The sequence below is a fragment of the Mesorhizobium sp. ANAO-SY3R2 genome, from assembly GCF_042466635.1.
Taxonomy (GTDB): Bacteria; Pseudomonadota; Alphaproteobacteria; order Rhizobiales; family Rhizobiaceae; genus Aminobacter.
Genome location: NZ_CP159954.1, coordinates 354,892 through 378,343 on the forward strand (window position 1 = coordinate 354,892; position 23,452 = coordinate 378,343).

The 23,452-nt window shown below is 63.8% G+C and carries 20 protein-coding genes; 1 reads left to right on the forward strand and 19 read right to left on the reverse strand.

Features of this window, described 5'->3' with window-relative positions; translation table 11 throughout:
* Window positions 1–25 precede the first annotated feature (25 nt).
* From kduD to ABSY17_RS04475, 8 genes are all read right to left on the reverse strand, one after another.
* Window positions 26–784 (reverse strand): 2-dehydro-3-deoxy-D-gluconate 5-dehydrogenase KduD, encoded by a 759-nt coding sequence (gene kduD / locus ABSY17_RS04440; RefSeq protein ID WP_378942033.1) that lies wholly within the window; start codon window positions 782–784, stop codon window positions 26–28.
* Entirely contained in the window at window positions 768–1,853 is a 1,086-nt protein-coding gene (locus tag ABSY17_RS04445) for an ABC transporter ATP-binding protein (protein WP_378942035.1), read from the reverse strand. The genes kduD and ABSY17_RS04445 overlap by 17 nt, the downstream gene beginning before the upstream one ends.
* A 10-nt stretch (window positions 1,854–1,863) precedes the next feature.
* Window positions 1,864–2,916, reverse strand: a complete 1,053-nt coding sequence (locus ABSY17_RS04450) for a carbohydrate ABC transporter permease (protein ID WP_378942037.1) — start codon at window positions 2,914–2,916, stop codon at window positions 1,864–1,866.
* Window positions 2,913–3,905: a carbohydrate ABC transporter permease gene (locus ABSY17_RS04455; protein WP_378942573.1), complete on the reverse strand. Its 993-nt coding sequence runs from the start codon at window positions 3,903–3,905 to the stop codon at window positions 2,913–2,915. The genes ABSY17_RS04450 and ABSY17_RS04455 overlap by 4 nt, the downstream gene beginning before the upstream one ends.
* A 163-nt stretch (window positions 3,906–4,068) precedes the next feature.
* Window positions 4,069–5,340 (reverse strand): ABC transporter substrate-binding protein, encoded by a 1,272-nt coding sequence (locus ABSY17_RS04460; RefSeq protein WP_378942039.1) that lies wholly within the window; start codon window positions 5,338–5,340, stop codon window positions 4,069–4,071.
* 82 nt (window positions 5,341–5,422) lie between these two features.
* Window positions 5,423–7,906: a hypothetical protein gene (locus tag ABSY17_RS04465; protein WP_378942041.1), complete on the reverse strand. Its 2,484-nt coding sequence runs from the start codon at window positions 7,904–7,906 to the stop codon at window positions 5,423–5,425.
* The gene (gene kduI, locus ABSY17_RS04470; RefSeq protein ID WP_378942043.1) at window positions 7,903–8,739 is read right to left on the reverse strand and encodes a 5-dehydro-4-deoxy-D-glucuronate isomerase; all 837 of its coding nucleotides are present in this window, start codon (window positions 8,737–8,739) and stop codon (window positions 7,903–7,905) included. Before kduI ends, ABSY17_RS04465 begins: the two co-directional genes overlap by 4 nt.
* Entirely contained in the window at window positions 8,736–9,836 is a 1,101-nt protein-coding gene (locus tag ABSY17_RS04475; RefSeq protein ID WP_378942045.1) for a glycoside hydrolase family 105 protein, read from the reverse strand. The genes kduI and ABSY17_RS04475 overlap by 4 nt, the downstream gene beginning before the upstream one ends.
* Window positions 9,837–9,955: 119 nt before the next feature.
* Between ABSY17_RS04475 and ABSY17_RS04480 the strand changes: the two genes are divergently transcribed.
* Window positions 9,956–11,011 (forward strand): LacI family DNA-binding transcriptional regulator, encoded by a 1,056-nt coding sequence (locus ABSY17_RS04480; RefSeq protein ID WP_378942047.1) that lies wholly within the window; start codon window positions 9,956–9,958, stop codon window positions 11,009–11,011.
* Between the two features lie 7 nt (window positions 11,012–11,018).
* Here the strand turns inward: ABSY17_RS04480 and ABSY17_RS04485 are convergent, their stop codons facing one another.
* From ABSY17_RS04485 to ABSY17_RS04535, 11 genes are all read right to left on the reverse strand, one after another.
* Window positions 11,019–11,789 carry a TSUP family transporter gene (locus tag ABSY17_RS04485; RefSeq protein WP_378942049.1) on the reverse strand — a complete coding sequence of 257 codons (771 nt, stop codon included), beginning with the start codon at window positions 11,787–11,789 and terminating at the stop codon, window positions 11,019–11,021.
* A 2-nt stretch (window positions 11,790–11,791) separates the two neighbouring features.
* Window positions 11,792–13,780, reverse strand: coding sequence for an alpha-glucosidase (locus ABSY17_RS04490; RefSeq protein ID WP_378942576.1), 1,989 nt, complete (start codon window positions 13,778–13,780; stop codon window positions 11,792–11,794).
* An 11-nt stretch (window positions 13,781–13,791) separates the two neighbouring features.
* The gene (locus ABSY17_RS04495; protein WP_378942051.1) at window positions 13,792–14,550 is read right to left on the reverse strand and encodes an SDR family NAD(P)-dependent oxidoreductase; all 759 of its coding nucleotides are present in this window, start codon (window positions 14,548–14,550) and stop codon (window positions 13,792–13,794) included.
* 11 nt (window positions 14,551–14,561) lie between these two features.
* Complete coding sequence (locus ABSY17_RS04500) at window positions 14,562–15,446, reverse strand: SMP-30/gluconolactonase/LRE family protein (protein WP_378942053.1); 885 nt, start codon at window positions 15,444–15,446, stop codon at window positions 14,562–14,564.
* On the reverse strand, window positions 15,443–16,348 hold the full coding sequence (locus tag ABSY17_RS04505) for an aldose 1-epimerase (RefSeq protein WP_378942056.1): 906 nt from the start codon (window positions 16,346–16,348) through the stop codon (window positions 15,443–15,445). The genes ABSY17_RS04500 and ABSY17_RS04505 overlap by 4 nt, the downstream gene beginning before the upstream one ends.
* Before the next feature lie 6 nt (window positions 16,349–16,354).
* Window positions 16,355–17,158 carry an HpcH/HpaI aldolase/citrate lyase family protein gene (locus tag ABSY17_RS04510; RefSeq protein ID WP_378942579.1) on the reverse strand — a complete coding sequence of 268 codons (804 nt, stop codon included), beginning with the start codon at window positions 17,156–17,158 and terminating at the stop codon, window positions 16,355–16,357.
* Between the two features lie 11 nt (window positions 17,159–17,169).
* Window positions 17,170–18,912 carry an L-arabinonate dehydratase gene (gene araD, locus ABSY17_RS04515; RefSeq protein WP_378942058.1) on the reverse strand — a complete coding sequence of 581 codons (1,743 nt, stop codon included), beginning with the start codon at window positions 18,910–18,912 and terminating at the stop codon, window positions 17,170–17,172.
* Window positions 18,912–19,763, reverse strand: coding sequence for a carbohydrate ABC transporter permease (locus tag ABSY17_RS04520; protein ID WP_378942060.1), 852 nt, complete (start codon window positions 19,761–19,763; stop codon window positions 18,912–18,914). The genes araD and ABSY17_RS04520 overlap by 1 nt, the downstream gene beginning before the upstream one ends.
* 5 nt (window positions 19,764–19,768) lie before the next feature.
* A complete protein-coding gene (locus ABSY17_RS04525; protein ID WP_378942062.1) occupies window positions 19,769–20,704 on the reverse strand; it encodes a carbohydrate ABC transporter permease in 936 nt (311 codons plus the stop codon).
* Between the two features lie 69 nt (window positions 20,705–20,773).
* Window positions 20,774–22,009 (reverse strand): ABC transporter substrate-binding protein, encoded by a 1,236-nt coding sequence (locus ABSY17_RS04530; RefSeq protein WP_378942065.1) that lies wholly within the window; start codon window positions 22,007–22,009, stop codon window positions 20,774–20,776.
* A gap of 58 nt (window positions 22,010–22,067) precedes the next feature.
* A complete protein-coding gene (locus ABSY17_RS04535; protein WP_378942067.1) occupies window positions 22,068–23,144 on the reverse strand; it encodes an ABC transporter ATP-binding protein in 1,077 nt (358 codons plus the stop codon).
* Window positions 23,145–23,452 lie beyond the last annotated feature (308 nt).

Consider the following 23,452-nt stretch of genomic DNA (forward strand, 5'->3'; position numbering starts at 1 on the left):
GTGCGGCGCGGTTTATCCCGCGCCGCTACCGCACCAGCCAGCCGCCATCGACCGGCAGGACCGTGCCCGTGACATAGCTGGAAGCAGGCGCTGCGAAGAACAGGACCGCAGTGCCGAGGTCGCCGGGCGTGCCCCATCTTCCCATCGGAATGCGGGCCGAAATCTGGGCATTGCGCTCGGGCTCATTGCGCAACGCCTCCGTATTGTCAGTGGCCATGTAACCCGGGGCTATCGCATTGACGGTAATTCCATGGGGCGCCAACTCGTTTGCCATCGCCTTGGTCAAGCCGGCGACTCCATGCTTGGAGGCTGAATAGGCCGGCACGCGCACCCCGCCCTGGAAGGTCAGCATGGAGGCGATGTTGACGATGCGCCCGGCACGCTTGGTCCGAACCATGTGGCGCGCGGCACTCTGCGACAGCAGGAACGCAGCCTTCAGGTTGACGTCGATCACGCTGTCCCAATCCGCTTCGGAATAGTCGAGCAGGTCGGCACGCCGGATGATGCCGGCATTGTTGACCAATATGTCGACGCCCCCCAGCCTTTCGGCTACTTCTTCGATGACTGCTTCCGGATCGAACTTCGCTGAGAGATCCACCTTAAGGGCATGAAAGCGCCGGCCGCGCTTGCGGACCAGCGTTTCGGTCTCAGGCATTGCCGTCGAACCGAGCGCTGCAATGTCGGCACCGGCTCCCGCGAGCGCCAATGCCATGGCCTGGCCCAGGCCAGTCCTGGCCCCGGTTACCAGCGCAACCTTGCCGGTCAGATCAAACAGCGTGTCCAAGCCGCTGCCCTCCCTCGTTGAACAGGTGAAGCGGTGCGGAGGACAGCGACAGGTGGATATCGGTCCCGGGCGTCAGCCCATGCTGACCGGGCGCGACCACCAGGACCTTCTGGCCGGCGACATCGGTGTGCACGACGGTCTCCGAGCCGAGCGCCTCGACCAGCCCGATCCGTGCCGGGATGCCACCCTCGCCATTGCCGATGGCGACGTGGTGGGGGCGCACGCCCACGGTCACGCGCGCGCCCGGCTCGGTGGCCGCACCGTCGAGCGGAACCACCAGCCGGTGGCCGCCATTCAGCACGGCGATCGCCTTGCCCGCCTGCCGGGCCTCGACGGTGGCGTCGAGGAAATTCATGTGCGGAGCGCCGATGAAGCCTGCGACGAAACGGTTAGCCGGCGAATTGTAGAGTTCGAGCGGCGTGCCGACCTGTTCGATGCGGCCGGCGCGCAGCACAACGATGCGGTCGGCGAGTGTCATCGCCTCGACCTGGTCGTGCGTCACATAGATCATCGTGGCAGACAGGCGGGCATGCAGGGCCGCAATCTCCGCCCGGGTGGAAACGCGCAGTTCGGCGTCGAGATTGGACAGCGGTTCGTCGAGCAGGAAGGCGACCGGGCGGCGCACGATGGCGCGGCCGATGGCCACCCGCTGTCGCTGGCCGCCAGAAAGCTGGCCCGGGCGACGCTCGAGATACGGCTCGATTTCAAGCATGCGCGCCGCTTCGGCGATGCGCTGGGCAATCTCCGGCTTCTGCATCTTCGTATTCTCGAGGCCGAAAGCGAGGTTCTGGCGCACGCTCATATGCGGATAGAGCGCATAGGACTGGAACACCATCGCCAAGCCTCGGTCGGCGGCTGGAACCGTGTTGACGGCGGCGCCGTCGATGGCGAGCTCCCCGCTTGTCGGGCGCTCGAGCCCGGCGATCACCCGCAACAGCGTGGACTTGCCGCAGCCGGAGGGGCCGACGAAGACGACGAATTCGCCATCGGCGATTTCGAGGTTGATGTCGTGCAGCACATCGACGTTGCCGAAGGACTTGCCGACTTTGGTGAGCTTGATATGGCCCATGATAGCCCCCCTATTTCAATCCGGTGCCGGCGATGCCGGTGGTGATGAAGCGCTGCAGGAAGATGAAGACCAGCACGACCGGGATCATCGTCACGACCGTCATGGCAAGGATGAAGTGCCACTGCACATTGAGTTCGCCGGAGTAGATGCTGAGGCCGACCTGCAAGGTGTAGAGCTCCTTGCGCGACAGCACGATCAGCGGCCACAGAAAGTCGTTCCAGCGCCAGACCACGGAGAAAATAGCGAGCACGGCAAGTGCCGGGGCGGTCAAGGGCAGGATGATGCGCCAGTAGATCTGCCATTCCGACGCCTTGTCCATGCGCGCCGCATCGATCAGCTCGTCGGGGATGGTCAGCATGTACTGGCGAAGAATGAACACCCCGGTCGGCGTCGCCACCGTCGGCAGGATCACGCCCCATAGATTGTTGAACAGCCCGAGCGACGAGATGATCGAATACAGCGGCACCATGATCACCGACAGCGGCACCATCATGGTGGCCAGGATGACCAGCATCGCCACCGAGCGCCCCTTGAACTCGTATTTCGACAGCGCAAACGCCGCCATCGAATTGACCACCAGCGTGATCAGCGTCGCCGTCACCGTGACGAAGACCGAGTTCCAGAGATAACGCACGAAGTCGAAATGCGTGAACGGTTCGGTGTAGTTCCCGGTGGCAAAGGACATGGTGCGCACTGGATCGCGCTGGGCGATGTTGACCTTGACGATGTCGCCCGGCTGCTTGGGATCGACCATCTGGGCAACGACACCGGTGCGCCGCACCTCGGCCATTGTCTTCGTGGTGCCGTCGTCGAGTGTCACCTCATAAAGCGCGAGCGGCTTGTCATATCCCTCGACCGACACCTGCTGGGTGACATAGGGCAGGATCGACGGCGGGAATTCGGCGAGCGCTGCCGGTGTCTTGAACGACGACCCGACCAGCCAGACGGCAGGCCCGAACATGATGAACAGTCCGCCGACGAGCCAGACCCAGGTGACGACATCCGTCCAATGCCAGGCTTTGCCGCCCTTGCGGCGGAAGAGAAACGCTGCTGCCGCGCTCATTTGCGGCTTCCCTTCTTTTCGTTGCGGCGGCCGAGGCCGAGCTGCATCAGCGTCAGGACGACGAGCACCACGCCCATCAGGATCGATGCGGCGGCCGCCAGGCCCGGATTTCGCAGAGCCGAGGCAAAGCCCGTCTCATAGATGTACTGGGTCAGGAAAAGCGTGCTGGTGCCCGGTCCACCGCCGGTCAGGACATAGACCTCGTCGAAAATCTGTACCGCCTTGATCAAGGCGAGAACGACGACGACGAGAAGATTGGGCATCAACAGCGGCAACGTAATGCGCCGGAAGACGCGCGCCGACCTCGTGCCGTCCATCTCGGCGGCTTCGTAGAGATCCCTCGGGATCGCCTGGAGCCCGGCCAGCAGGATGAGCGTGTAAAAGCCCATATGGGCCCAGATCGATACGCCGACCGCTGCGGCAAAGGCCCAGCTACGGTCGGTCAGCCAGACATAGGGTTCGACGCCCAGTTGATGCAGCCCATAGTTCAGCAGACCCTGGCGTTGCAAAATCCATTTCCAGATCAGGCCGACGACAACCGGCGACAAAAGAACTGGAAAGAAGAACACCGCGCGCCAGAAGCTGCGCGCCCGGATCTCGCGGTTGAGGATCAGGGCGGTGACGAGCGAAGCGCCGATCATCAGCGTGACTTGCAGCACCACGAACCAGGTGGTGTTGCCGACTGCGGTCCAGAATGCGTCTTCGGTACAGGATTTGGGATCGAGATAGTTCGAGCACTCAAACAGGCGCGTATATTGATCAGCGCCGACAAAGCTGCGGTCCGGCAAGAACAGCGCGGAACCGCCGGTCATCGAGTAGGCGAAATTGATGAACAGCGGCAACAGCACGAAGACGCCGAAGATCAGCATGTTCGGTGCCACGAAGAAGGCAGCCATGCCACCCAGCCCCGTCGTCTTCTGCAGCCAGCGCAATGGCGTATCGATCACGCCCAGCACGAAACGAACCGGAAGGAAAGCGAGGCCGACCAGGGAGTTGCCTAGCCTGGCAAGGACATGAGAGGTCACCGCTCGCCTCCTGGATCCGGACAATTGAATGATCGAGCTTATGTGCGAGATGTCCGGAAGCGGCTATCCCACTCCCGGACATCGAGGTCTATGGCTGACGCGCCACCAAGCATCAGCGCTCACGCGATCAGAGACCGGAATCCTTGACCTTGGCGGCGATGTCGGCGTCGATGCGGGCAAAGGCTTCATCGAGCGGCAGTTCGCCGGCAACCACCTGGCTGACGCGGGTGACGAGCGCGCCGTAGATGGTGTCCGACCAGCGCCAGCCGGGCAGCTTCTGCGCAACGTCTGAGGTCGTGGCGGTGGCGGCCACGAAGGTGTTCAGCGCGGCCTTGACCTGCTGATCTTCCGTCTTGAAGTCGAGATTGCCCTTGGCGACGACGCCCTTGTGCGCCGGCAGGAACATCGTGCGTTCGGAGAACTCCTTCACCACGTCTTCTCGCGCCAGATACTCCATGACCTTGGCGACTTCCTGCGGGTTCTTGGTGTATTTCACCGCGACCAGTGCAGCTCCGCCCGGCATGCCGGTGCAGGCGGTGGGGCCGCATGGGCTGCCGGTTGCAACCCAGTCGAAGTTCGAGCCGATCTTGGTGGCGAAGTTCGGCACCTGCCACGAACCCGAATAGTAGAAGGCGAGCTGGCCGTTGATGAAGTCCTCGGCGGCGGCGCGATAGGTCGAGCCTGCGGCCGAAACCCAGACCTCCTTGCTCATCGTGCCGTCAGCGGTCCAACCGACGAACTTGGTGACGAAGTCCTTGGTCCCCTGGTCGATCGGCGCGGGCTTGCCGTCAGCACCGATGTAGTTCGCGCCATGCGAAAGGTTCGGCCCGGTAATGCGGTGGCCCGAGCGGTCTATCGCCATGGCAAACGGAATCTGCTGGCTCTTGGCAACCTCGGATGCAGCCTTCGCCCAGTCGTCCCAGGTCGCGTCCTTGCCGGGAATGGCAACGCCTGCCTGCTCGAACAGGGTCTTGTTGGCAAAGCCGCCCGTCAGGGTAAGCTGAGTCATGAAGCCGGAAATCTGGTTTGAGCCATCGGGCCGCATCCAGTCGGCGTGGGCGCCGAAATTCTCGTCCCAGTAGGCCGCGTCGGAAACCAGCGGGCGCAGGTCGAGCCAGTGCTTGCTCAGATCCTTGATCGCGGTGGCGCGGACGATATCGGGGCCGTTGCCGGCCTCGAGCTGGATCGGCAGCTGTTCCTTGATGACGCCATAGGCAACGTTGTCGACGATGACATTGATGCCGGGATTTTCTTTCATGAAGCGTGCGACGATGTCCTGAAAGACCTCGCCTTCGACACCGTCCGAATACCACATGATGCGCACATCGCCGGCGCTGGCCGCCGTCGACGACAGGAGTCCCAGCGCAAGCGCTGCAAGCAGTGATCTGTTCCTGGTCATTGTCTTCCTCCCTTTGTGGACGAGCCTCCCCCCGTCCGTTGATGTCCTGCGCAGCCGGCAGATAGACGGCTGCGCCCTCGTTTCACGCCGTCGCGAGCATTCTCGCCTCTCCGCTGACGGTGAAATCCTTCGGCGCGATGGTCCGCCCCTCCGCCTCGACCACGCCATCGGCGCGGAATCTTACCGCGCCATAGACGGGGTCTTCGATGACGAGCGTACCATCGGCCTGTTCCTCGACCGCAAGACGGCCGAATTTTTCTTCGACCGCGCCCAGCGAAGAAGCCTTGCAGACGCGCACGACCCAGCGGGTCTTGCGGCCATATTGCCTGAGCTCGGCATTGGCGGAGGGACCGTTCCTGACCATTGCAAGGTCGCCCCCGCCACGCACGAGCACGGCGCCCTCACCACTCCTGGCCAGCGCAAGGCTGCCCGCGACCCGGCTTTCCTCGAACTCTGCCACCGGGAACCACGCATGGGTGAAATCCGGCTGCTCGTCGAAAGTGGAAAAGTCGAGCACGGCGAGCCCGCGATACTGGTGGGCGCGCGGCAGCGTCCCGCAGCCGCCCCAATAGGAGGGCCGGCCGTAGCCGAACTGGATCGTCTCGCCAGGATGGTTGATCCAGATGGCGGCTTCCGGCCGCTGGCCGAGTCGCAGGTGCAGCACGGTCTCCTGGTAGCCCCACTCGTTCCATCGGTAGTGCGCCGCCGAGCCCATGGCGAAGTCGCGGCCCTTGTAGTGATAGAGCGCGGCAAAGCTGTTTTCGCCCTGCGCGAAGCACCATTCCTGGTTCTGGTCGCCCTGGTGGCTGGCAATGGCGTGCAACGCGTCAGGCACAAACAGGCCATGATCGCGCAGACAGACGGCAAGCTGCGGCAAGGCGTGGACGCGGCGGCCGTACCAGCCCTTGCCCCACAACAGGCGAGCAACCCCCGACAGTTCGAGCGAGCGGCCGGCACAAAGCGTGTGCTCGTAGGAGCGGCCTTGCGCTGCGGTGACCATGCCGTGGTGCGACGAGCGCGCAATGATCTCGCACAGGCGCACGATGCCCTTTTTGGCGCGATCGGCAATATCGGCGTCGGGCGCCAGTGCCGCCAGCGCCGTCAGCCCCTTCAGGTCGATCGGGAAATACGGCGCCGAGTTGAACTCGGCCATTTCCCAGGCTTCGAAATGGTCGAGCCAGGCGCGCACGCGGTTCGCACCGACAGCGCTTTGCTCGGCCCCCTTGCGGCCCGAACGCACAAAAATAGCGTCCCTCAGCAGGTGTCCGGCGAGATAGGCCGAGGTGTGGAACAACAGTGCGTGGTTTTCGGAGAAGTACCACTGAACGTCATTGCCCGGCTCATCCATCCAGTAGCGGTAATTGAGGATCGCCCGGTCGATGCGGTCACGGGTCACCTCACCGATATCCGCACCCCAGACGGTGCGCGACCAGATCAGCGGCACCAGCGAGAAATCGGCACAGTCGTGGCAGTCCTCGATCGAGGGCAGGATTTCCTCGATCATGGCGTCGGTGTCAGCACCGCCGCGACCGCTCGCCAGCCGCGCGAATGCGCGAACCGTATCGCGTTCGGAGAATTCCGAAACCTCGTCGAGCGTCTCGCTGATCCGCGCGGCCAGATCGGCGGGCGCTGCCCCCTGCCGCCGCGCATGGCAGATCTCGACGCCGAGGGAACGCGACGCAACGAAACCGCCGGCATCGAGCGTGATGCGGAAATGGCGGAAATCGGCCGGCGCTTGCTCCGACGGACCGATGGTCAGGTGGCGTTCTCCCGCCCTCAGCAGCAAGTCGTGGTCGAAGCGTTCGGTCGACATGAAGTCGCCCTCGACCGCGACATTGACCCTGACATCCACCGGCAAAGGCTTTGCCAGAAGCAAGGTGATGTCGCCGTCGAAATAGGCCGTACGGTCGAAATGCATGCCGTCGAGGGCGGCTTCGATGCTGTCGGCGACATCGCCCCCCACCGGCACCGGCACCGCGACACTCGCCCCGGGACCGGACAGATAGTCGAGCTGGAAGAAATAGCGCGCGTCGCGCTCGGCGAGATCGTCAAAGAAGATGACGACTTCGTTCAGGCCGGCAACGAGCGGCAGGTCGAACTCCTGCTTCGCCTCGAGGTTGCGGCTGTATGGCGCCATCCAGCCGGCTTCGGTGCCGTTGAGCCAGATCACCGCCCCGCCGCAGGTGCCGAGCCGCACCTTTGCCATGCCCGGCCCGTCCGCCTCGATATAGGTACGCGCCCATGTCGCCAGCCGCGTCGGGCGGAACCAGAAGCCGGAGAGATCGAGCCGCGGCGAGCCGAATGGCAGCCACCAGCGCTTCGCCTCGAACTGGCCGCGCACATCCGGGCGCTTGCCGCGATAAGTCTCGGCAAAGATCGTGCGGCAGGGATATTCGTGCGGAATGAAATTCTTGTGCTTGGTCAGGAAGAAGAAGGGATCCATTTCGCCCTGCATCGGTGCATCGGGCACGTCGAAGCGCTCTTCGGCAATGCTGCCAAGCTGCCATTGGCGGATTGCCTCGCCGGGCGTCAGGACCTTCTTCATGTGGGACTGGGTGTCGGTCATTTCAGTTCCGCGAGCGCCACCGGGTCGACATCGTTGTATTCCTGGTTTTCGCCGGTCATGCCCCAGACGAAGGCGTAGGGACCGGTGCCCGCGCCCATGTGGATCGACCATGCCGGCGACAGGATCGCATCGCCATTGGCGACGATCAGGTGCCGTGTCTCCTCGGGGCGGCCCATCAGGTGAACGATACGGTCCTCCGGTGCCATGTCGAAATAGCAGTAGGCCTCCATGCGCCGTTCATGCAGATGCGGCGGCATGGTGTTCCAGACGCTGCCTTCGGCAAGATCGGTGATGCCCATCAACAGCAGGCAGGAAGGTGCGACCTCAGGATGGATGTACATGGCAAGGCGGCGCTTGTTGGCGCGGCGCGCATCGCCGAGGTCGAGCGCCTTGGATTCTGAACGTGTGATCAGGCGGTGCGCAATGTCGGCGCCGGCCGGAACCGAGTTCATGTAGAAGCGCGCCGGCGCCTCGGCGGAGGCGCTAGCCAAGGTGATTTCCTTCGCGCCGCGGCCGATGTAGAGCACGTCGCGATTGTCGAGCGTGAACTGCTTGCCATCGACGATGACAGTTCCCTTGCCACCGAGATTGGCAACGCCCATCTCGCGCGCCGAAAGCAGGTAGGGCGTGCCGATGTCCTTGCCCGATCCGAAGGAAAGCGCCCTGGTGACCGGCATGGCGCCGCCAAGGATGAGGCGGTCGACATGGGTGTAGGTAAGATTGACCGTATCGGCGGCAAACATTCCCTCGATCAGGAATTGGCTGCGCAAGCGCTCGGTGTCGTAACCCTTGATGTCTTCAGGACCTGCCCCGTAGAGAACCTTCATTGTCATGCTGCCTGCTCTTTCGCCTCGACATGTTGCAGGGCTTCCGACAGGCAAAGAATTGCCAGCGCCTGCCCGTAGCCCGTCGGCTGGATCGGGATATCCCTGTAGAATTGCAGATCATGGCCCATGCGCGTGCCATAGGACACGTTGAGCACGGTGCCGGTGCCGTCGATATTGTCCATCACCGCACCCAGCGCCTTCAGGCCGGCGGCCTGCCATGCGGGCGTGCCCAGACCGAGCCGGTAGCCCTTGAGCAGGCCGTAGCCGATACCCGCCGTGGCTGAGATCTCCTCGTAGGAATCCGGGTCGTCAAGCAGCGTGCGCCATGCACCCGAGGGGGCCTGCAGCGGCAACAATGCGTCGACCTGCGCCACCAGCACGCCCTGCAGATAATCCTTCACCGGTTTCGCCAGCTCGGCGAGGTCGAACAGGTCGAGGATTCCGGCGGTGGCCCATGCATTGCCGCGCGCCCAGCGCGCCTGGGCAAAATTGTGCCGGCCATCGAAGGTCCAGCCATGGAACCACAGGCCGGTACGGGTGTCGGAAAGATAGCGCGCATGGACAAGGAACTGACGCGAGGCTTCGTCCACCAGTTCGCGGCGGCCGCTCGCCTGGCCGTAGGAGGCAAGAAACAGAGCGACCATGTAGAGCGTGTCGTCCCACAGTTCGTTGTCATTGACCTTGTCGGAGACATGGTGCTCGAAACCGCCCTCCGGCGTGCGGCCCATTTCCGCCATTACGCGGTTCGCCCAGTCGTCGAGCGGCTTCTGCCAGCGCGGATTGCGGGTTTTGGCCCACAACACCGAGAGGCCGAGCATGGGTGCTGTGGTGTTGACGTTGAGCTGCGGCAGCCCAGCACTGAGCCGCGCCGAATACCAGTTCTCGACAAGCTGGCGCAGGTCATCGCGACCGGTGAACAGCCACAGCCGGATCAGGCCGTAGAGGCCCACCCCTTGCGGCCATTCCCAGCTGTCGAAGGAAATGTAGTCGCCGGCCGTGCCGTCGAGGTTCGGCTCGTCAAAACGGCCATCATGCTTGAGACCTGTCATCCCGGCGACAAGACGATCAAGACCGACGCGAATGTCGCGCCCATTCAAGGCCATTCAGTTCCCCTCCCAGCAAGGCCGCCCTCCAAGCGGCTCTGTCAGGCAATAGAGACATGACGCAAAATATTGCGCAATCTGAAAATTCTTTTCATACTCTGGCAACGAAGGAGCGCGCGATGACTGCAACACCGATGCCGGGCAAGCGTGGAAAGAAGAGCCGAAGGGTCCGGCTCGAGGACATCGCCGAGGCTTGCGGCGTTTCGCTGAGCACCGTCTCGAGGGCGCTCGCGGGAGAAAAAGGCGTTCGCGCCGAAATCCGCCAGCAGGTGCTCGAAGCCGCAAAGACCGCAAACTACGTCGTTCCCACTGCCGTTGCGGGCCAGAAAGTCATCCTGGCCGCCTCGAGCGCTGCGATGATCGACTATGTGCGCAACCAGTTCACGCTTTACGTGCTGGAGGGGCTGAACGAGCGGGCCAGGGCCCTTGGGCTGGAGATCGTCACGCGCCCGATCGCCGACCAGGCCGAGGAACGCGGCGTGCTGGAGGAGGCGCGCAACGACCCGCAGGTCGCCGGCGTGCTGTTCCTGACGGTGGACGACGAGGGCATGCTTGCGGCCACCCGCAACTTCGACAAGCCAGTCGTACTGCTCAACTCCGACGACCCCTACATGCGCCTGTCGAGCGTCACCCCCTGCAACCGCTCAAGCGCCCGGCTTGCCGCCGACCACCTCATCGCACTCGGCCATAAGCGCATCCTGTTTTTGATGCGGCCGGGACGCCGCACCATCGAGCGGCGCCGGGAAGGCTGGCAGGACGCTCTCCTGAGCCGGGGTCTGGCGGCGGACGCCGACCTTGTGGTGCCGGTCGACGACTGGCTGCCGGATCTGGCCGCACAGGCGATCTCGGAGCGCATCAGGTCGCGTGGCCTGGATTTCACCGCAGTCCTGGCAGCCGGCGACAGCCTCGCGGTCGGCGCCATGCTGGGCGTGCAGCAGATGGGGTATTCAGTGCCGGGCGACGTTTCGGTCATGGGCATGGACGACCTGCCGCAGGCGGCGTTCCTCAACCCGCCCTTGACGACGATGCATATCCCCATGCGCGAGATCGGTTCGGTGGCGCTCGATCTCTTGCGCGACAATCTCTCCGGCCTGCCGATGCCGCCACGCCGGGTCGAGCTTGCCTGCCACATGGTCGAGCGATCCTCGACCGGACCAGTTCGGCAAGGCACCTGAACGACGGTCAGGAAAAACCCGCGATTATTCCGACGGCCGCCGGCAGGCTCAGCGACAGGCCCGACAGCAGCAACAAGGCGAACGCGATGCGGCGCATAGCCAGGCTCGAGAGTGGCGGCGGCCAGCGCCTTGCGGCAAAGGTAGCGGCAGCGACGGCGGGGACTGCCAGCAGCACCCACCAGAATCCGGCGTCCGGCAGGTCGCCCGTGGCGCCGACGATACCGAGGCGGACCAGGGCATTGACAGCGAAGACGGCGACCAACGTCTCACGAATGGTCACAAGCGCCAGCGGCTGGCGATAAAGGTGGTAGACCAGCGGCGGACCGGAGGTCGAAAACAGCCCGCCCATCAGTCCGGCGATCGCGCCGAAAAAGGCAAAGGAACTCCGGGACGATTTGACGGAAAGCAGTTCGCGGCGCATCGCAAGCTGGAAGCTCGACACGACGATGACGGTGCCGAGCGTCAGCTTCAGCCAGTCGAGCGATGCCTGCGCCAAAAGGTCGAGCAACCAATAGCCGAAGAATAGCGCGATGAGGCTGGCTACGATGATGATCCGGAATTCCGGCCAGGCAACGTCGCGCCAGCCCTTTCTCAGGACCTGGGAAGCGTTGACGAGCGTGAGCACGCTGACCAGAACCGCAGCTTCGGGCAGCGGCATCAGGCCGGAAAGCCCTATGCCGCCCATCATGACAAGGCCGAGCGCAAAGCCGGTCAGCGTCTGCATGTAGGCGGCGAGCCCGGCAAGCAGGAGCAACCCCGACAGGCTTGCGACGGTCACCGTCAGAGTGCCCGCAGCCCGGCAAACAACCCGGCGAAGGGCGATGCGGAACGATAGAAGACCGGAGGCTGGCCAAGCGGCGCCGCAACGGTCACCTCGCCCCCCTCGAAGGTGGTGCCGCTCCAGACATGGACCCATGTCTCGCCCTTGGGCAGATAGAGCGTGCGTTCGCCCTGCCCGGCCTGCCACACCGGCGCCACCAGCATGTCCTGGCCGTACAGATAGGCGTCCTGGACCGCATAGGTCGCGCGGTCGTCTTCGTGGTGCAGGAACAACGGGCGCTGCACCGGCAGGCCGCGTTCCGCCGCTTGTGCCGAGAGCGATTTCAGATAGGGCGCGAGATGGACATAGATCGACGTCATGCGGGCAAGATGCGCGAGCACCGTTTCGTCCTGGTCGATCTGCAGGTTGTCCTTCGGCCGGTTGCCCTCATGCGTGCGCATCACTGGCGTGAACGCCCCCATTTCGGCCCAGCGCATCATCAATTCGGCCGTGCGCACATTGCCGAACAGGCTGGTGTAGCCGCCAATGTCCGAGTGGTGATAGGCGTTGCCGAGCAGGCCCGACGACAGCGCGCCGCTGATGACGGTGACGAGGCCGTCGTGGCGGCTGAAATCGACCGACTGGTCCCCGCCCCAGAGCAGCGGGCAATGCTTCTGCACGCCCGTAAAGCCGGCGCGCATGAAGAACAGCGCCTCGCCGGTCTTGCCGCGGCTTTCGACCGCCTTGGCGTTGACCTCGGCCCACAGCGTCGGCCAGGCATTGTGCATCAGCTTGGCGTCGATGCCATTGGCAAGGTTGACGTCGATCGGCAGATATTCGCCGAAATCGGCCATCCAGCCCGACAGACCGTAGTCGAGCATGTTGCGACCAATGACCACCTCGGCGAACCACTCGGCGGCGGCGGGATTGGTGAAATCGACGACGCCGCAATCGAACTCGCCGAAATCGACCAGGGCGGTCTTGCCTTGGGCATCGGTAGCGAAATAGCCGGCGGCGTCCGCCTCCGGGAACAGCGGGCCATCGACGCAGAGATAGGGGTTCACATAGCCTAGAAAGCGGATGCCGGCATCGTTCAGCTCGGCAATGCGCTGGCGCAGGTTGGGATAGCGCTCCTCATTGGCCTGCCAGTCCCAGAACAGACGCGCGCCGAAAGACGTGTGGCGCAGCCCGACCCAATCCTCGCACCACAGCCCCGAAACCTTGACGCCGGCCGCGCGGATGCGGTCGAGGCGGGCGAAGGAATTCTCGCCATCCTTCAGGCCGATGATCGCACCGCCATAGACCCATTCGGGCAGCATCGGCTGGCGGCCAAACCGCGCCGACAGCACCTCGACCAGCTCGATGAAGGTCGGGCGGGCGAACAATTCGATCCGCTCGGGAACGGCCCAGATCTCGATCTCGTGGAAGTCGGGCTTGCGGAAATCGAACACCGAATAGGCGGTCGTTTCAACATGCAGCGCATAGTGCTCTGACGAGACATAGGTCGGCTGCGGGTAGTTGGTGTTGTAGTAGTCGCCGCCGGACTTGCCGGTGACGTCGGACTTGAAGGTGATTTCGGTGCTCTTGTCACGCCCGACACCGGGCTCCGAGGTCCACAGCGGGAAACGCCGGCCGCGCATGTCGAAATAGGACATCTGCTCGCCGCCGCCCCAGACATGCTCGTCCTTGCCCGCCTCGATGCGCAGCCAGACGCGGTTGATCGTCTTGTCGGGGGCCGAGAACGCGATGGCGCCATCGGCGATGGTCAGTTCAAGGCGCACCGGCTGGCCCTCGGCGGTGGCAAACGCGATCCTGTTGCCGGTCACTTCGGCATGGCCAAGCGGCGTGCGCTCGACGACATAGTCCTCGATGTCGAAATTGCCGCGATACATGTCCATGCGTTCTTCGCCGCGGCCGACGAACAGGCACGGCGCTTCGGCACTGTGCTTCAGCAGCGTGCGGCCGGCCAGGGTGAGTGCAAAACCGCCCGGGACAATCTCGATCTTCATGCTCATCACTTTCAGTTCTGGGTCAGGCCGGCATCGACGACGAAATTCGCTGCCGTGCAGCCAGCACTTTCGTCGGAGCCAAGGAACAGCGCCATCCGCGCGACGTGGGACGCATCGAGGCGGAACTTCAGCGCCTGCAGGTCGATGAACTGCTGGTTCTGCTCGGGCGTCGTCCAGAGCTTCAGCTGTCGCTCGGTGACGATCGCACCGGGCACGATGCAGTTGACGCGGATGCCGTCGGGACCGAGTTCGCGCGCCAGCGTCTTGGTCATGCCGTTGATGGCGGCCTTCGCCGTGGTGTAGCCGACCATGCCGGGGCGTCCGCGCATCCACGAGATCGAGCCGAGCATGATGACCGAGCCCCGTCCGGCCTCGGCCATGCGCTTGGCGACCGCCTGAGTGGCGAAGAACTGGTGGTCGAGGTTCAACGACAGCGCGCGCCGCCAGTAATCCGGCTCGACGTCGGCCATGGCATGGCGGTCGTCCTTGCCGGCATTGTTGACGAGCACGTCGACGGTGCCCGACCTGTCCTCGATCTTGCCGATGACCTCGCGCAGCATGGCGATGTCGGTAACGTCGCAGGCATGGAAGTCCGCCCCGGTCGCAGCGGCGGTCTTTTCCCCAGCCGTCTCATCGATGTCGATGAAGGACACGCGCGAGCCTTGGGCGCGGAACGCCTTGACCACTTCTTCGCCGATGCCCGACGCTCCGCCGGTGATGAGGACGTGACGGCCTTCGAGCGAGGCGTAGCGGACGGTTTCATATGACACGGCAGGACGCCTCAGCTTTCTGGATTGAACAACGGCTTGGCCACGCCGGCGACGTCGGTGCGCATGGCAAACAGGCTGCCGGAGTGCGGAAACTCAGCCAGTTCCTCAGGCGGGCGACCGACCCTTGCCGAGGTGAGATAGAGCGTCTTCATGTCCGCCCCGCCGAAGGTCACCATGGTCGGGCATTTTACCGGTGTCTGGAATTCGGCAAGCAGGACGCCCTCCGGGCTGTAGCGCTGCACGCGCCCGCCTTCGAAAAGTGCGGTCCAGTAGCAGCCCTCGACATCGACGGCCGCACCGTCGGGACGGCCCTTGTCGCTTTCGGTCGGCGTGAACCGCGCAAAGACGCGCTTGCCTGAGACCGCCCCCGTCGCGACGTCATAGTCATAGGCAAAGACGGTGTAGCGCAGCGTATCGGAATGGTAGAGCGTGCCGCCATCGGGCGAAAACGCCACGCCATTCGAGGTCAGGAGCCCGCCCGCCAGCTTTTCCAGGCCGCGCCGATCATAGCGGTACAGGCTGGCAATGCCCTTTTCGCGCGTTTCGTCCACCGTTCCGGCGATGAAGCGCCCGGCCGGATCGACCATGCCGTCATTGAAACGGCTGATCTGCTGATCCTCCGGGTTGTCGGCCAGCTTTTCGACCGGCGCGCCCTGCCCGTCCAGAAGCCAGATGCCCGAGCGCAGGCCGGCGACGAAACCGCCACGCCGCGAAAGGCCGATACAGCCCACCTCTTCCGGCAATGTCATCGAGCCAAGCGCGCCGGTCTTCGGCTCGAAACTATGGATATGCCCAGCCTTGATGTCGACGAAATGGAGAAGCTGCTCGGCTGGCGACCACAGGGGACACTCGCCAAGCTGGCTCCTGGTGTCGACGACAAGCTCGAAAGCGCTCATGGCAGCGGCTCCACGGAAATGCGCATGGTTCCGGAAAGGCGCTCGCCAGGCGCAAGCACCTGCAAGCCGTTGCCGGGGATGTCGGCGCGGTTGACGGCGTCGGTCATGTGACTGACCGGCTCAAAGGCGAAGAAGCCGCGCCCCGAGGGCACATAGACCACGGCATGGGAGAACAGCGGATCGGCACTCAGCGCCAGGCCGACATTCTCTTCGACGAAGCTGATCTCGGCGTTGCCGTCCCATTGGGTAAAGACATTGTCGAGCGCGGGCTCGCCAAGCGGACGCGCCGTGGAATAGTCCCACTTCTCGGGCACCGGTTCGAGCGAGACCGGCAACGATGTCGCGTCATTGATCCACACCCCGCCGGCACCGAACCGCAGCTTGGTGCCGGGACGGGCGGGAAAGAACGGGTGCCAGCCAAGGCCGGCGGGCATCGGACGCGCGTCGGTGTTCTCGATGGCCAGCGTGACCGTCAGCATGTCGGGCGAAAGCGTGAAGCTCTGCGTCGCGCGAAAACTGTATGGCCAGCCATCCCAGCCCGCCGGGCCAAATCCGAAAGGCCGGTGATCGAGCTCAAGCACCGCCTGGCTTTCGCCTGCGTCGCGCACGTTCCACGCCCGCTGCCAGCCATTGCCATGGATGGAATGCGGATGGTCGCCAAAGTTCAGGGTCAACTGGTACGTTTCGCCGCCAACGGCGAAGCGCCCGTGGGCGATGCGATTGGAATAGGGGACCAGCGGGTAGCAGGATGTCTGCCGCACCAGCCCCATTGCCAGCGCCGCATCCGGCGTCGGCCGCATCAGATCCAGGCCGGCGCGCCGGAACGACAGGATCGAGCCGCCGATATGGGGAGCCAGATCGAGCTCGAGCTCGCCGCAGGAAAGATGCAGGGGTCGGGTCATGCGATGTCAGTAGGCCGCTTGCGAAGCCGCCACAACCGGCTGCGTGCCCTTGAGATCGGCGAGCCAGTCGTTCGCCCGTCCGGTCATCATGGCAATGTCGGATGCAACCGCTGCATAATTGTAGCCATAGCCGATGAAGCGGCGAACCATGTCGGGGTTCGGGCCGACGATGCCGATCGGCTTGCCGGCAGCGCGGGCATCCCTGGCCGCCTTTTCGATCAGTGCCTGGACCTCGGGATGGGCGATATTGCCGATATGGCCCATGGCAGCCGACAGGTCGCCTGGGCCCACGAACAGAGCATCGATGCCCTCGACCGCCGCGATCTCCGGCAGCCGCTCGATGGCTTCCGGCGTCTCGAGCTGGACGATGGTGCAGACCTCGGCATTCGCCTTCTTGAGATAGTCCGCGACACGACCGAACTTCGAGCCGCGATGCACGGCGGCGACGCCACGAATGCCCTGCGGCGGATAGCGGGTGTAGGCGGCGGCGGCCTTGGCCTCCTCGGCCGTCTGCACGAAGGGCAGCATCACCGTCTGCGCGCCGGCATCGAGCACGCGCTTGACCAGAACCTGGTCGTTCCAGGCCAGCCGGACCACCGCATCGGCGGGCGTGCAGCCGACAGCGCGGAGAATGTTGGCGAGGTCGGAAACCTCGATCGGCACGTGCTCCATGTCGACGACGAGGAAGTCGAAGCCGCAATAGCCCATGGCCTCGGCGGTGGAGGGTGCCGCCGACATCAGCCAGGTGCCGAGCGGGGTCGGCCGGTCGGCGTCAGCGATCCAGCTTTTGAAGCGGTTGGCGATGTCCATCTTGGTCTCCATCAATAGATCGCCGGATCGGGCACGCTTGCCGGTCCGCTCAGGAAGTCGAAATCGCAGCCTTCGTCAGCCTGGCTGACATGCTGCTGGTAAAGTGCCGCAAAGGAACGCTGGTAGACAGGCGCCGTCGGTTTCCAATCGGCGCGGCGGGCCTCGAGCTCGGCCTCGTCGACACGCATGTCGAGCGTGCCGCCCATCACGTCGAGTTCGATCAGGTCGCCGGTGCGCAGCAGCGCCAGCGGTCCGCCGACGGCCGCTTCCGGCGTTACATGCAGGATGCATGTGCCATAGTGCGTGCCGCTCATGCGTCCGTCGCAGATGCGCACCATGTCGCGCACGCCCTGCTTCAGCAGCTTCTTCGGGATCGGCAGGTTGCCCCATTCGGGCATGCCGGGCGCGCCGACCGGACCAGCATTGCGCAGCACGATCACCGTATCCTCGGTGATGTCGAGATCGGGATCATCAAGCGTCTTGTTCATCTCGGCCGGATTGTCGAAGACGATGGCCGGGCCGACATGCTTGAGAAATTTCGGATTGGCGGCAGACGACTTCATCACCGCTCCGCGCGGCGCGAGGTTGCCGCGCAGCACGGCGAGCGTCTTGCCCTTCGACAGGGGCACGACCGGATTGTCTTCGCCGCGGATCACGTCATCGTTCCAGCACTCAACGCCCTCGAGATTTTCGCCAAGCGTGCGGCCGTTCACGCACGGGCGCGACAGGTCGAGCTGATGGGCGAACTTCTTCAGTAGCGCGAGGAGACCGCCGGCAAAATAAAAGTCCTCCATCAGGTATTCGCCCAATGGGAACAAATTGGCGCAGACCGGAACCTTGCCGGCCATGTCGGCCATGTCGTCGAGCGTCAGCTCGACGCCTACCCTGCCCGCCATGGCGATCAGATGCACGGCGGCGTTGGTCGAACCGCCCATCGCCATATAGGCGACCAGCCCGTTGAGGAAGGAAGCACGGTCGAGAATGCGCGAAGGCTTGAGGTCCTCCCAGACCATCTCGACGATGCGCGAACCGCATTCGGACGCCATGCGCGGATGACCGGAATCGACGGCGGGGATCGAGGATGCGCCCGGCAGCGTCAGGCCCATTGCATCGACGATCGAGGTCATCGTCGAGGCCGTGCCCATCGTGTTGCAGGTGCCGGCGGAACGGGTCATGCGGCTTTCGAGATCGACCCAGTCGGCCTTGGTGATGTTGCCGGCGCGCAGCTCGTCCCAGTATTTCTTGGTATGCGTGCCCGCACCCGTCTTCTGCCCGCGCCACTGGCCGTTGGACATCGGTCCGGCCGGGCAAAAGATGACCGGCAGGTCCATCGAAAACGCACCCATCAGCAGACCGGGAGTGGACTTGTCGCAGCCGCCGAGCAGGACTGCGCCGTCGATTGGATGCGACCGCAGCAGTTCCTCGCATTCCATCGCCAGGAAGTTGCGGTAGAGCATGGTGGTCGGCTTGACCATCACTTCGCCGACCGACAGCGCCGGCAGCTCGACCGGATAGCCGCCCGCCTGCCAGACGCCGCGCTTTACCGCCTCGGCGCGATCGCGCAGATGCGCGTGGCACGGGCTGATCTCGCTCCAGGTATTGATGATGCCGATGACCGGCCGGCCCATGAACTCATTGCGGCGCATGCCCATCTGCTGCGTGCGCTGGCGATGGGCAAATCCCCGCATGTCATCGGAGGCGAACCAGCGCTGGCTGCGCAATTCGGAAATGTCACGACGCTGCGCCATATCCATCAACCCTTGATGCCGCCGGAGGTCAGGCCCGAAACGACGCGCTCCTGGAAGATCACGATCAGGATGGCGACCGGGACGATGCCGACGACCAGCGCCGCCGATATGACCGGCCAGGGGAAGGCGAACTCGCCCTGGTAGAGCTGGATGCCGACGGGCAAGGTGCGCATGGCCGGATTGGAATTGAAGGACAGCGCCAGCAGGAACTCGTCCCAGGCGTTGACGAAGGCCAGGATGCCAGCGGTGAAGACGCCAGGTGCTGCAAGCGGCACGACGACCTTGAACAGCGCGCCGAGACGCGTGCAGCCGTCGATCATCGCGGCATTCTCCAGATCGCGCGGGATGCCCTCGAAGAACGACACCAGCATCAGCGTGCAGACCGGCAGGCTGAGCACCGTGTAGGGCAGCACCAGCGCCGTCCAGGTGTTCAAAAGGTTGAGGGCGCGCATGGTTTCGAACAGCGGCACCAGCAGCGTGACCAGCGGGAAGGTAGAAACCGCAACGATCAGCGACAGGATCAGGGCACGGAACTTGAGATCGAGACGCGCCAGCGCATAGGCAGCCAGCACCGACACCAGAAGCGTCAGCAGGGTCGACAGCAGCGCCACCATGAAGCTGTTGAACAGGAACAGGTGCAGCGGCTGGTCGGTGAAGGCCTGGATGTAGTTCTGCAGCGTCGGGGCGTGCGGGATCCAGGTGATCGGCTTGCGGGTCAGTTCATCCTCGAGCTTGAGCGAGGTGAACAGGATCCACAGCGCCGGAAACAGGCCGTTGATCAAAAGGATGCCGGCGACGATCAGGCGTAGCGGCTTGCCCGTCATGAAGGAAGCGTTGGTCTCGGCGACGGAGCTCATCGGCTTTACCTCTTCGTCCGGATCATGCGGAGATAGACCGCGGTCACCGCCATCGACAGGGCGAACATGACGACGGCGAGCGCCGAGCCATAGCCGAGGTCGAGGAAGGACACGGTGTTCTGGTGGATGTACATGGCAAGCGTCGCGGTCGAGGTGCCGGGCCCGCCGCCGGTCATCATGTAGGGAATGTCGAAGGTCTGCAGTGCCGTGATGGTGCGGAATATCAGCGCAACGACGATCGAGGGCTTGAGCAACGGCAGCGTGATTTCGAAGAACTGGCGCAGGCGCCCTGCCCCGTCGACATCAGCTGCCTCGTAGAGCGAGCGCGGAATGGTCTGCAGACCGGCCAGGATGATCAGCGCCATGAAGGACGACGTCTTCCACACGATGGTCAGGCAGATCGCGGCAAAGGCCCAGTTCGGTGAATTGAACCAGATGATGCCCTCAAAACCCAAGCGGTTGAGCACGTCGTTGACGACGCCGTATTCGGAATGGAAGAACCAGGCGAAGATCAAGCCGGCAAAAGACAGCGGCAGCGCCCATGGGATCAGCAGCGACAGGCGCACCGGCCACTGCCGCTTGAACGGCAGGTTGGCCATCAAGGCCAGCGCCAGGCCGACGAGCAAGGCGCCTGGCACCGTCAGCAGCGTGATCAGGATGGTGTTCCAGGTCGTTTCCCAGAACACCGGATCGTCCATCATCATCCGATAGTTGTCGAGACCAGCGAATTCGGCGGGCAAGCCCGAGGTCAGCGAGAGATTGAAGAAGCTGGTGTAGACCAGCCGGCCGACCGGATAGACGATGACCACCGACAGAAGAATGGCGGTCGGCAGCAGGAGCAGGACGGCAAGCGAGCGGTCGCCCAGATCGAACCAGCGCGTCCACGGCGCCGGGCGCCATTCACTGCTTTCGCGAGCAACTTCAGAAGGTGCAATGGACATGGCTTGGTGATCCTGCCGCCGGAGGCATCGAAAAGATGCCGGACGGAGCAAGCTCCGTCCGGCTGATGGTCAGCGGATGATCCGCCCAAGGCGCGCCTTGATCTGCGCTGCACCCTCTTCCGGCGTTGCCACGCCAGCAAGGACGGAATTGACCGTCGTGCGGATGACCTCGGAAACCTCGTTGTAGCGAGGGGTCACCGGGCGCGGCTTGGCGGTCTCGACCACCTGCAGCGCATCGGCGAACCATGGCACCGCACCGGTGACTTCGGCGTCCTTGTAGAGCTCGGGATAGGTCGGCAGCAGCGAGGCGTTCATCGCCATGAACTTGGAGACGTCCTTGCTCGACAGGTACTCGACCAGCTTCTTGGATTCGTCCTGATGGTTGGAATAGGCCGAAACGCCCCATTCCCAGCCGCCGAGGCAGGTCGCCTGATCACCGCCGGCAAGTGCCGGGAGCCGCGCAACGCCGACCTTGCCCTGGACCGCGGATTCGGCCGACTGCGACATGCCCCAGGCATAGGACCAGTTCACCGCAAACACGGCGTTGCCGGCCTGGAACTCCTTGCGCGTGTCGTCGGTCGCAACCTCGGCGATATTTTTCTTGGCGACGCCTTCGTCGACGAAGCTCTTCCACAGCTTCAGCGAGTTGACCGCTGCCTCGTCATCGAAGTTCAGCTTGCCGTTCTCGACCAGGGTCTTGCCCTGGCTCCAGTAGGGCAGGAGGAAGGTGCAGACCGCGCCTTCGATCGCCTTGCCCTGGAAGGACAGACCCTGAAGGTCGGCATTGCCTTCGCCTTCGGTGATCTTCTTGGCAGCCGCCTTCAGCTCGTCCCAGGTCTTGGGAGCCTCGATGCCGTACTTTTCCAACAGGTCCTTGCGGTAGTACAGGAACATCGAGTCGGCGAAAGCCGGAAGTGCAACGACCTTGCCGCCGACCGTGTTGGCTTCGGCATAGGCAGGCAGATAGGCCGACATGTCCTTGCCCTCGAACGGCGAGGTCCAGCCGGCAGCGGCAAACTGCGCCGGGCGGATGACGTCGAGGATCAGCACGTCGAGCGTCGAATCCTTGGCCGACATGACGGTGTTCAGATACTGCGACTGCGCCTCAGACGTGTTGCCGCCGGTCTCGATGGAAACCTTCACGTCAGGATTGGACGCTTCATATTGATCGAGCGCCTTGCGCCATACATCAGGCTGGTGCTGGCTGGAAATGTAGACCTTGAGCTGCGTCTCGGCGAAAGCAGGCACGGCCAGAGTGAGCATGCTGCCGCAGAGCAGCGAAGCGATGGCTTTGGTGAACGTCATGGGTTCCTCCCGGTTGAAATTTGCTGCCGCACCTCGAATGCGGAATGGAATGCGGCCCTCAGGCCAGGGTTCGTTCCGACTTGGCGTCGAAAAGATGGATCTTTGACGGCTCGACGCCGAGGCGTAGGGCCTCGCCCGCCACCGGCCGGACTTCCGGCGGCAGCCGCGCGGTCAGCGCCGCATCTGCGATTGAAAAATGAACCAGCGTGTCGGAGCCGAGCGGTTCGACCACCTGCACCTGACCATTGAGCACCACGGCCGAACCATCGGCCGCAATGAAATGCTCGGGCCTGATGCCGACGATCACCTCGCGGTCGCCGATGTCGGCAAATGCGCCCGAACCGACGGCCGACAAGGGGATGCGATCGCCATTGGCAAAGACGATGTCGCCGCCGCTGGTATTGGCCCTGGCGAAATTCATCGCCGGTGAGCCGACGAAACCGCCGACAAAGACGCTCGCCGGGCGGTTGTAGACCTCGTCAGGTGTTCCGACCTGCTCGATGTCACCGCCACGCAGGATGACGATGCGGTCGGCGAGCGTCATCGCCTCGACCTGATCATGGGTCACGTAGACGATGGTCGTGCCGATCGCCTGGTGCAGCTTCTTGATTTCGGTACGCACCTGCCCGCGCAGCTTGGCGTCCAGATTGGACAGCGGCTCGTCGAAGAGGAACACCTTGGGACGACGCACGATCGCCCGACCCATGGCGACGCGCTGGCGCTGGCCGCCGGAAAGCTGACTCGGACGGCGGTCGAGCAGATGCGAGATGCCGAGCATTTCGGCCGCAGCATTGATCCGCGCCTCGGCGTCGGCACCCTTGATGCCCCGCACCTTGAGGCTGAAGCCCATGTTGTCGCGCACCGTCTTGTGCGGATAAAGCGCATAGTCTTGGAACACCATGGCGATGTCGCGCTCGCGCGGCGCAAGCTTGTTGACGACCGTGTCGCCGATCATGACCTCGCCCGAACTGATCGATTCCAGGCCCGCCAACATGCGTAGCGTGGTCGACTTTCCGCAACCGGACGGACCGACGAAGACCACGAACTCGCCATCGGCGATTTCAAGATCGATGCCGTTGACCACGTGCACGTTGCCGTAGCTTTTCGCGAGCTTGCGGAAGCTTACCGATGCCATTTCATCCTCCCGGGGATCAGCCCCGCCGCCGCACCTCAGGCCGCCCGATGGCGAACCGAAGGCCGATCCTATTTGCGGGCTTCATAGCGCTACGAAATCGCAAACTCAACCCCCCGTAATTTTCACCTATGGCGTCGACGAAACAAGATCGAAGGCGATACGAATATTTCAATACATTCAATAAATTATGCTTGAATGTTTGCTACGACATAGCAAATAAGCTAGAGTTCGCCACAATCGCAGCGCTGCTATTTTGAGTGTAAATTCGAATGAAACCCGACGGTTTGCCGCCCTTCAAGCCAGCCCGG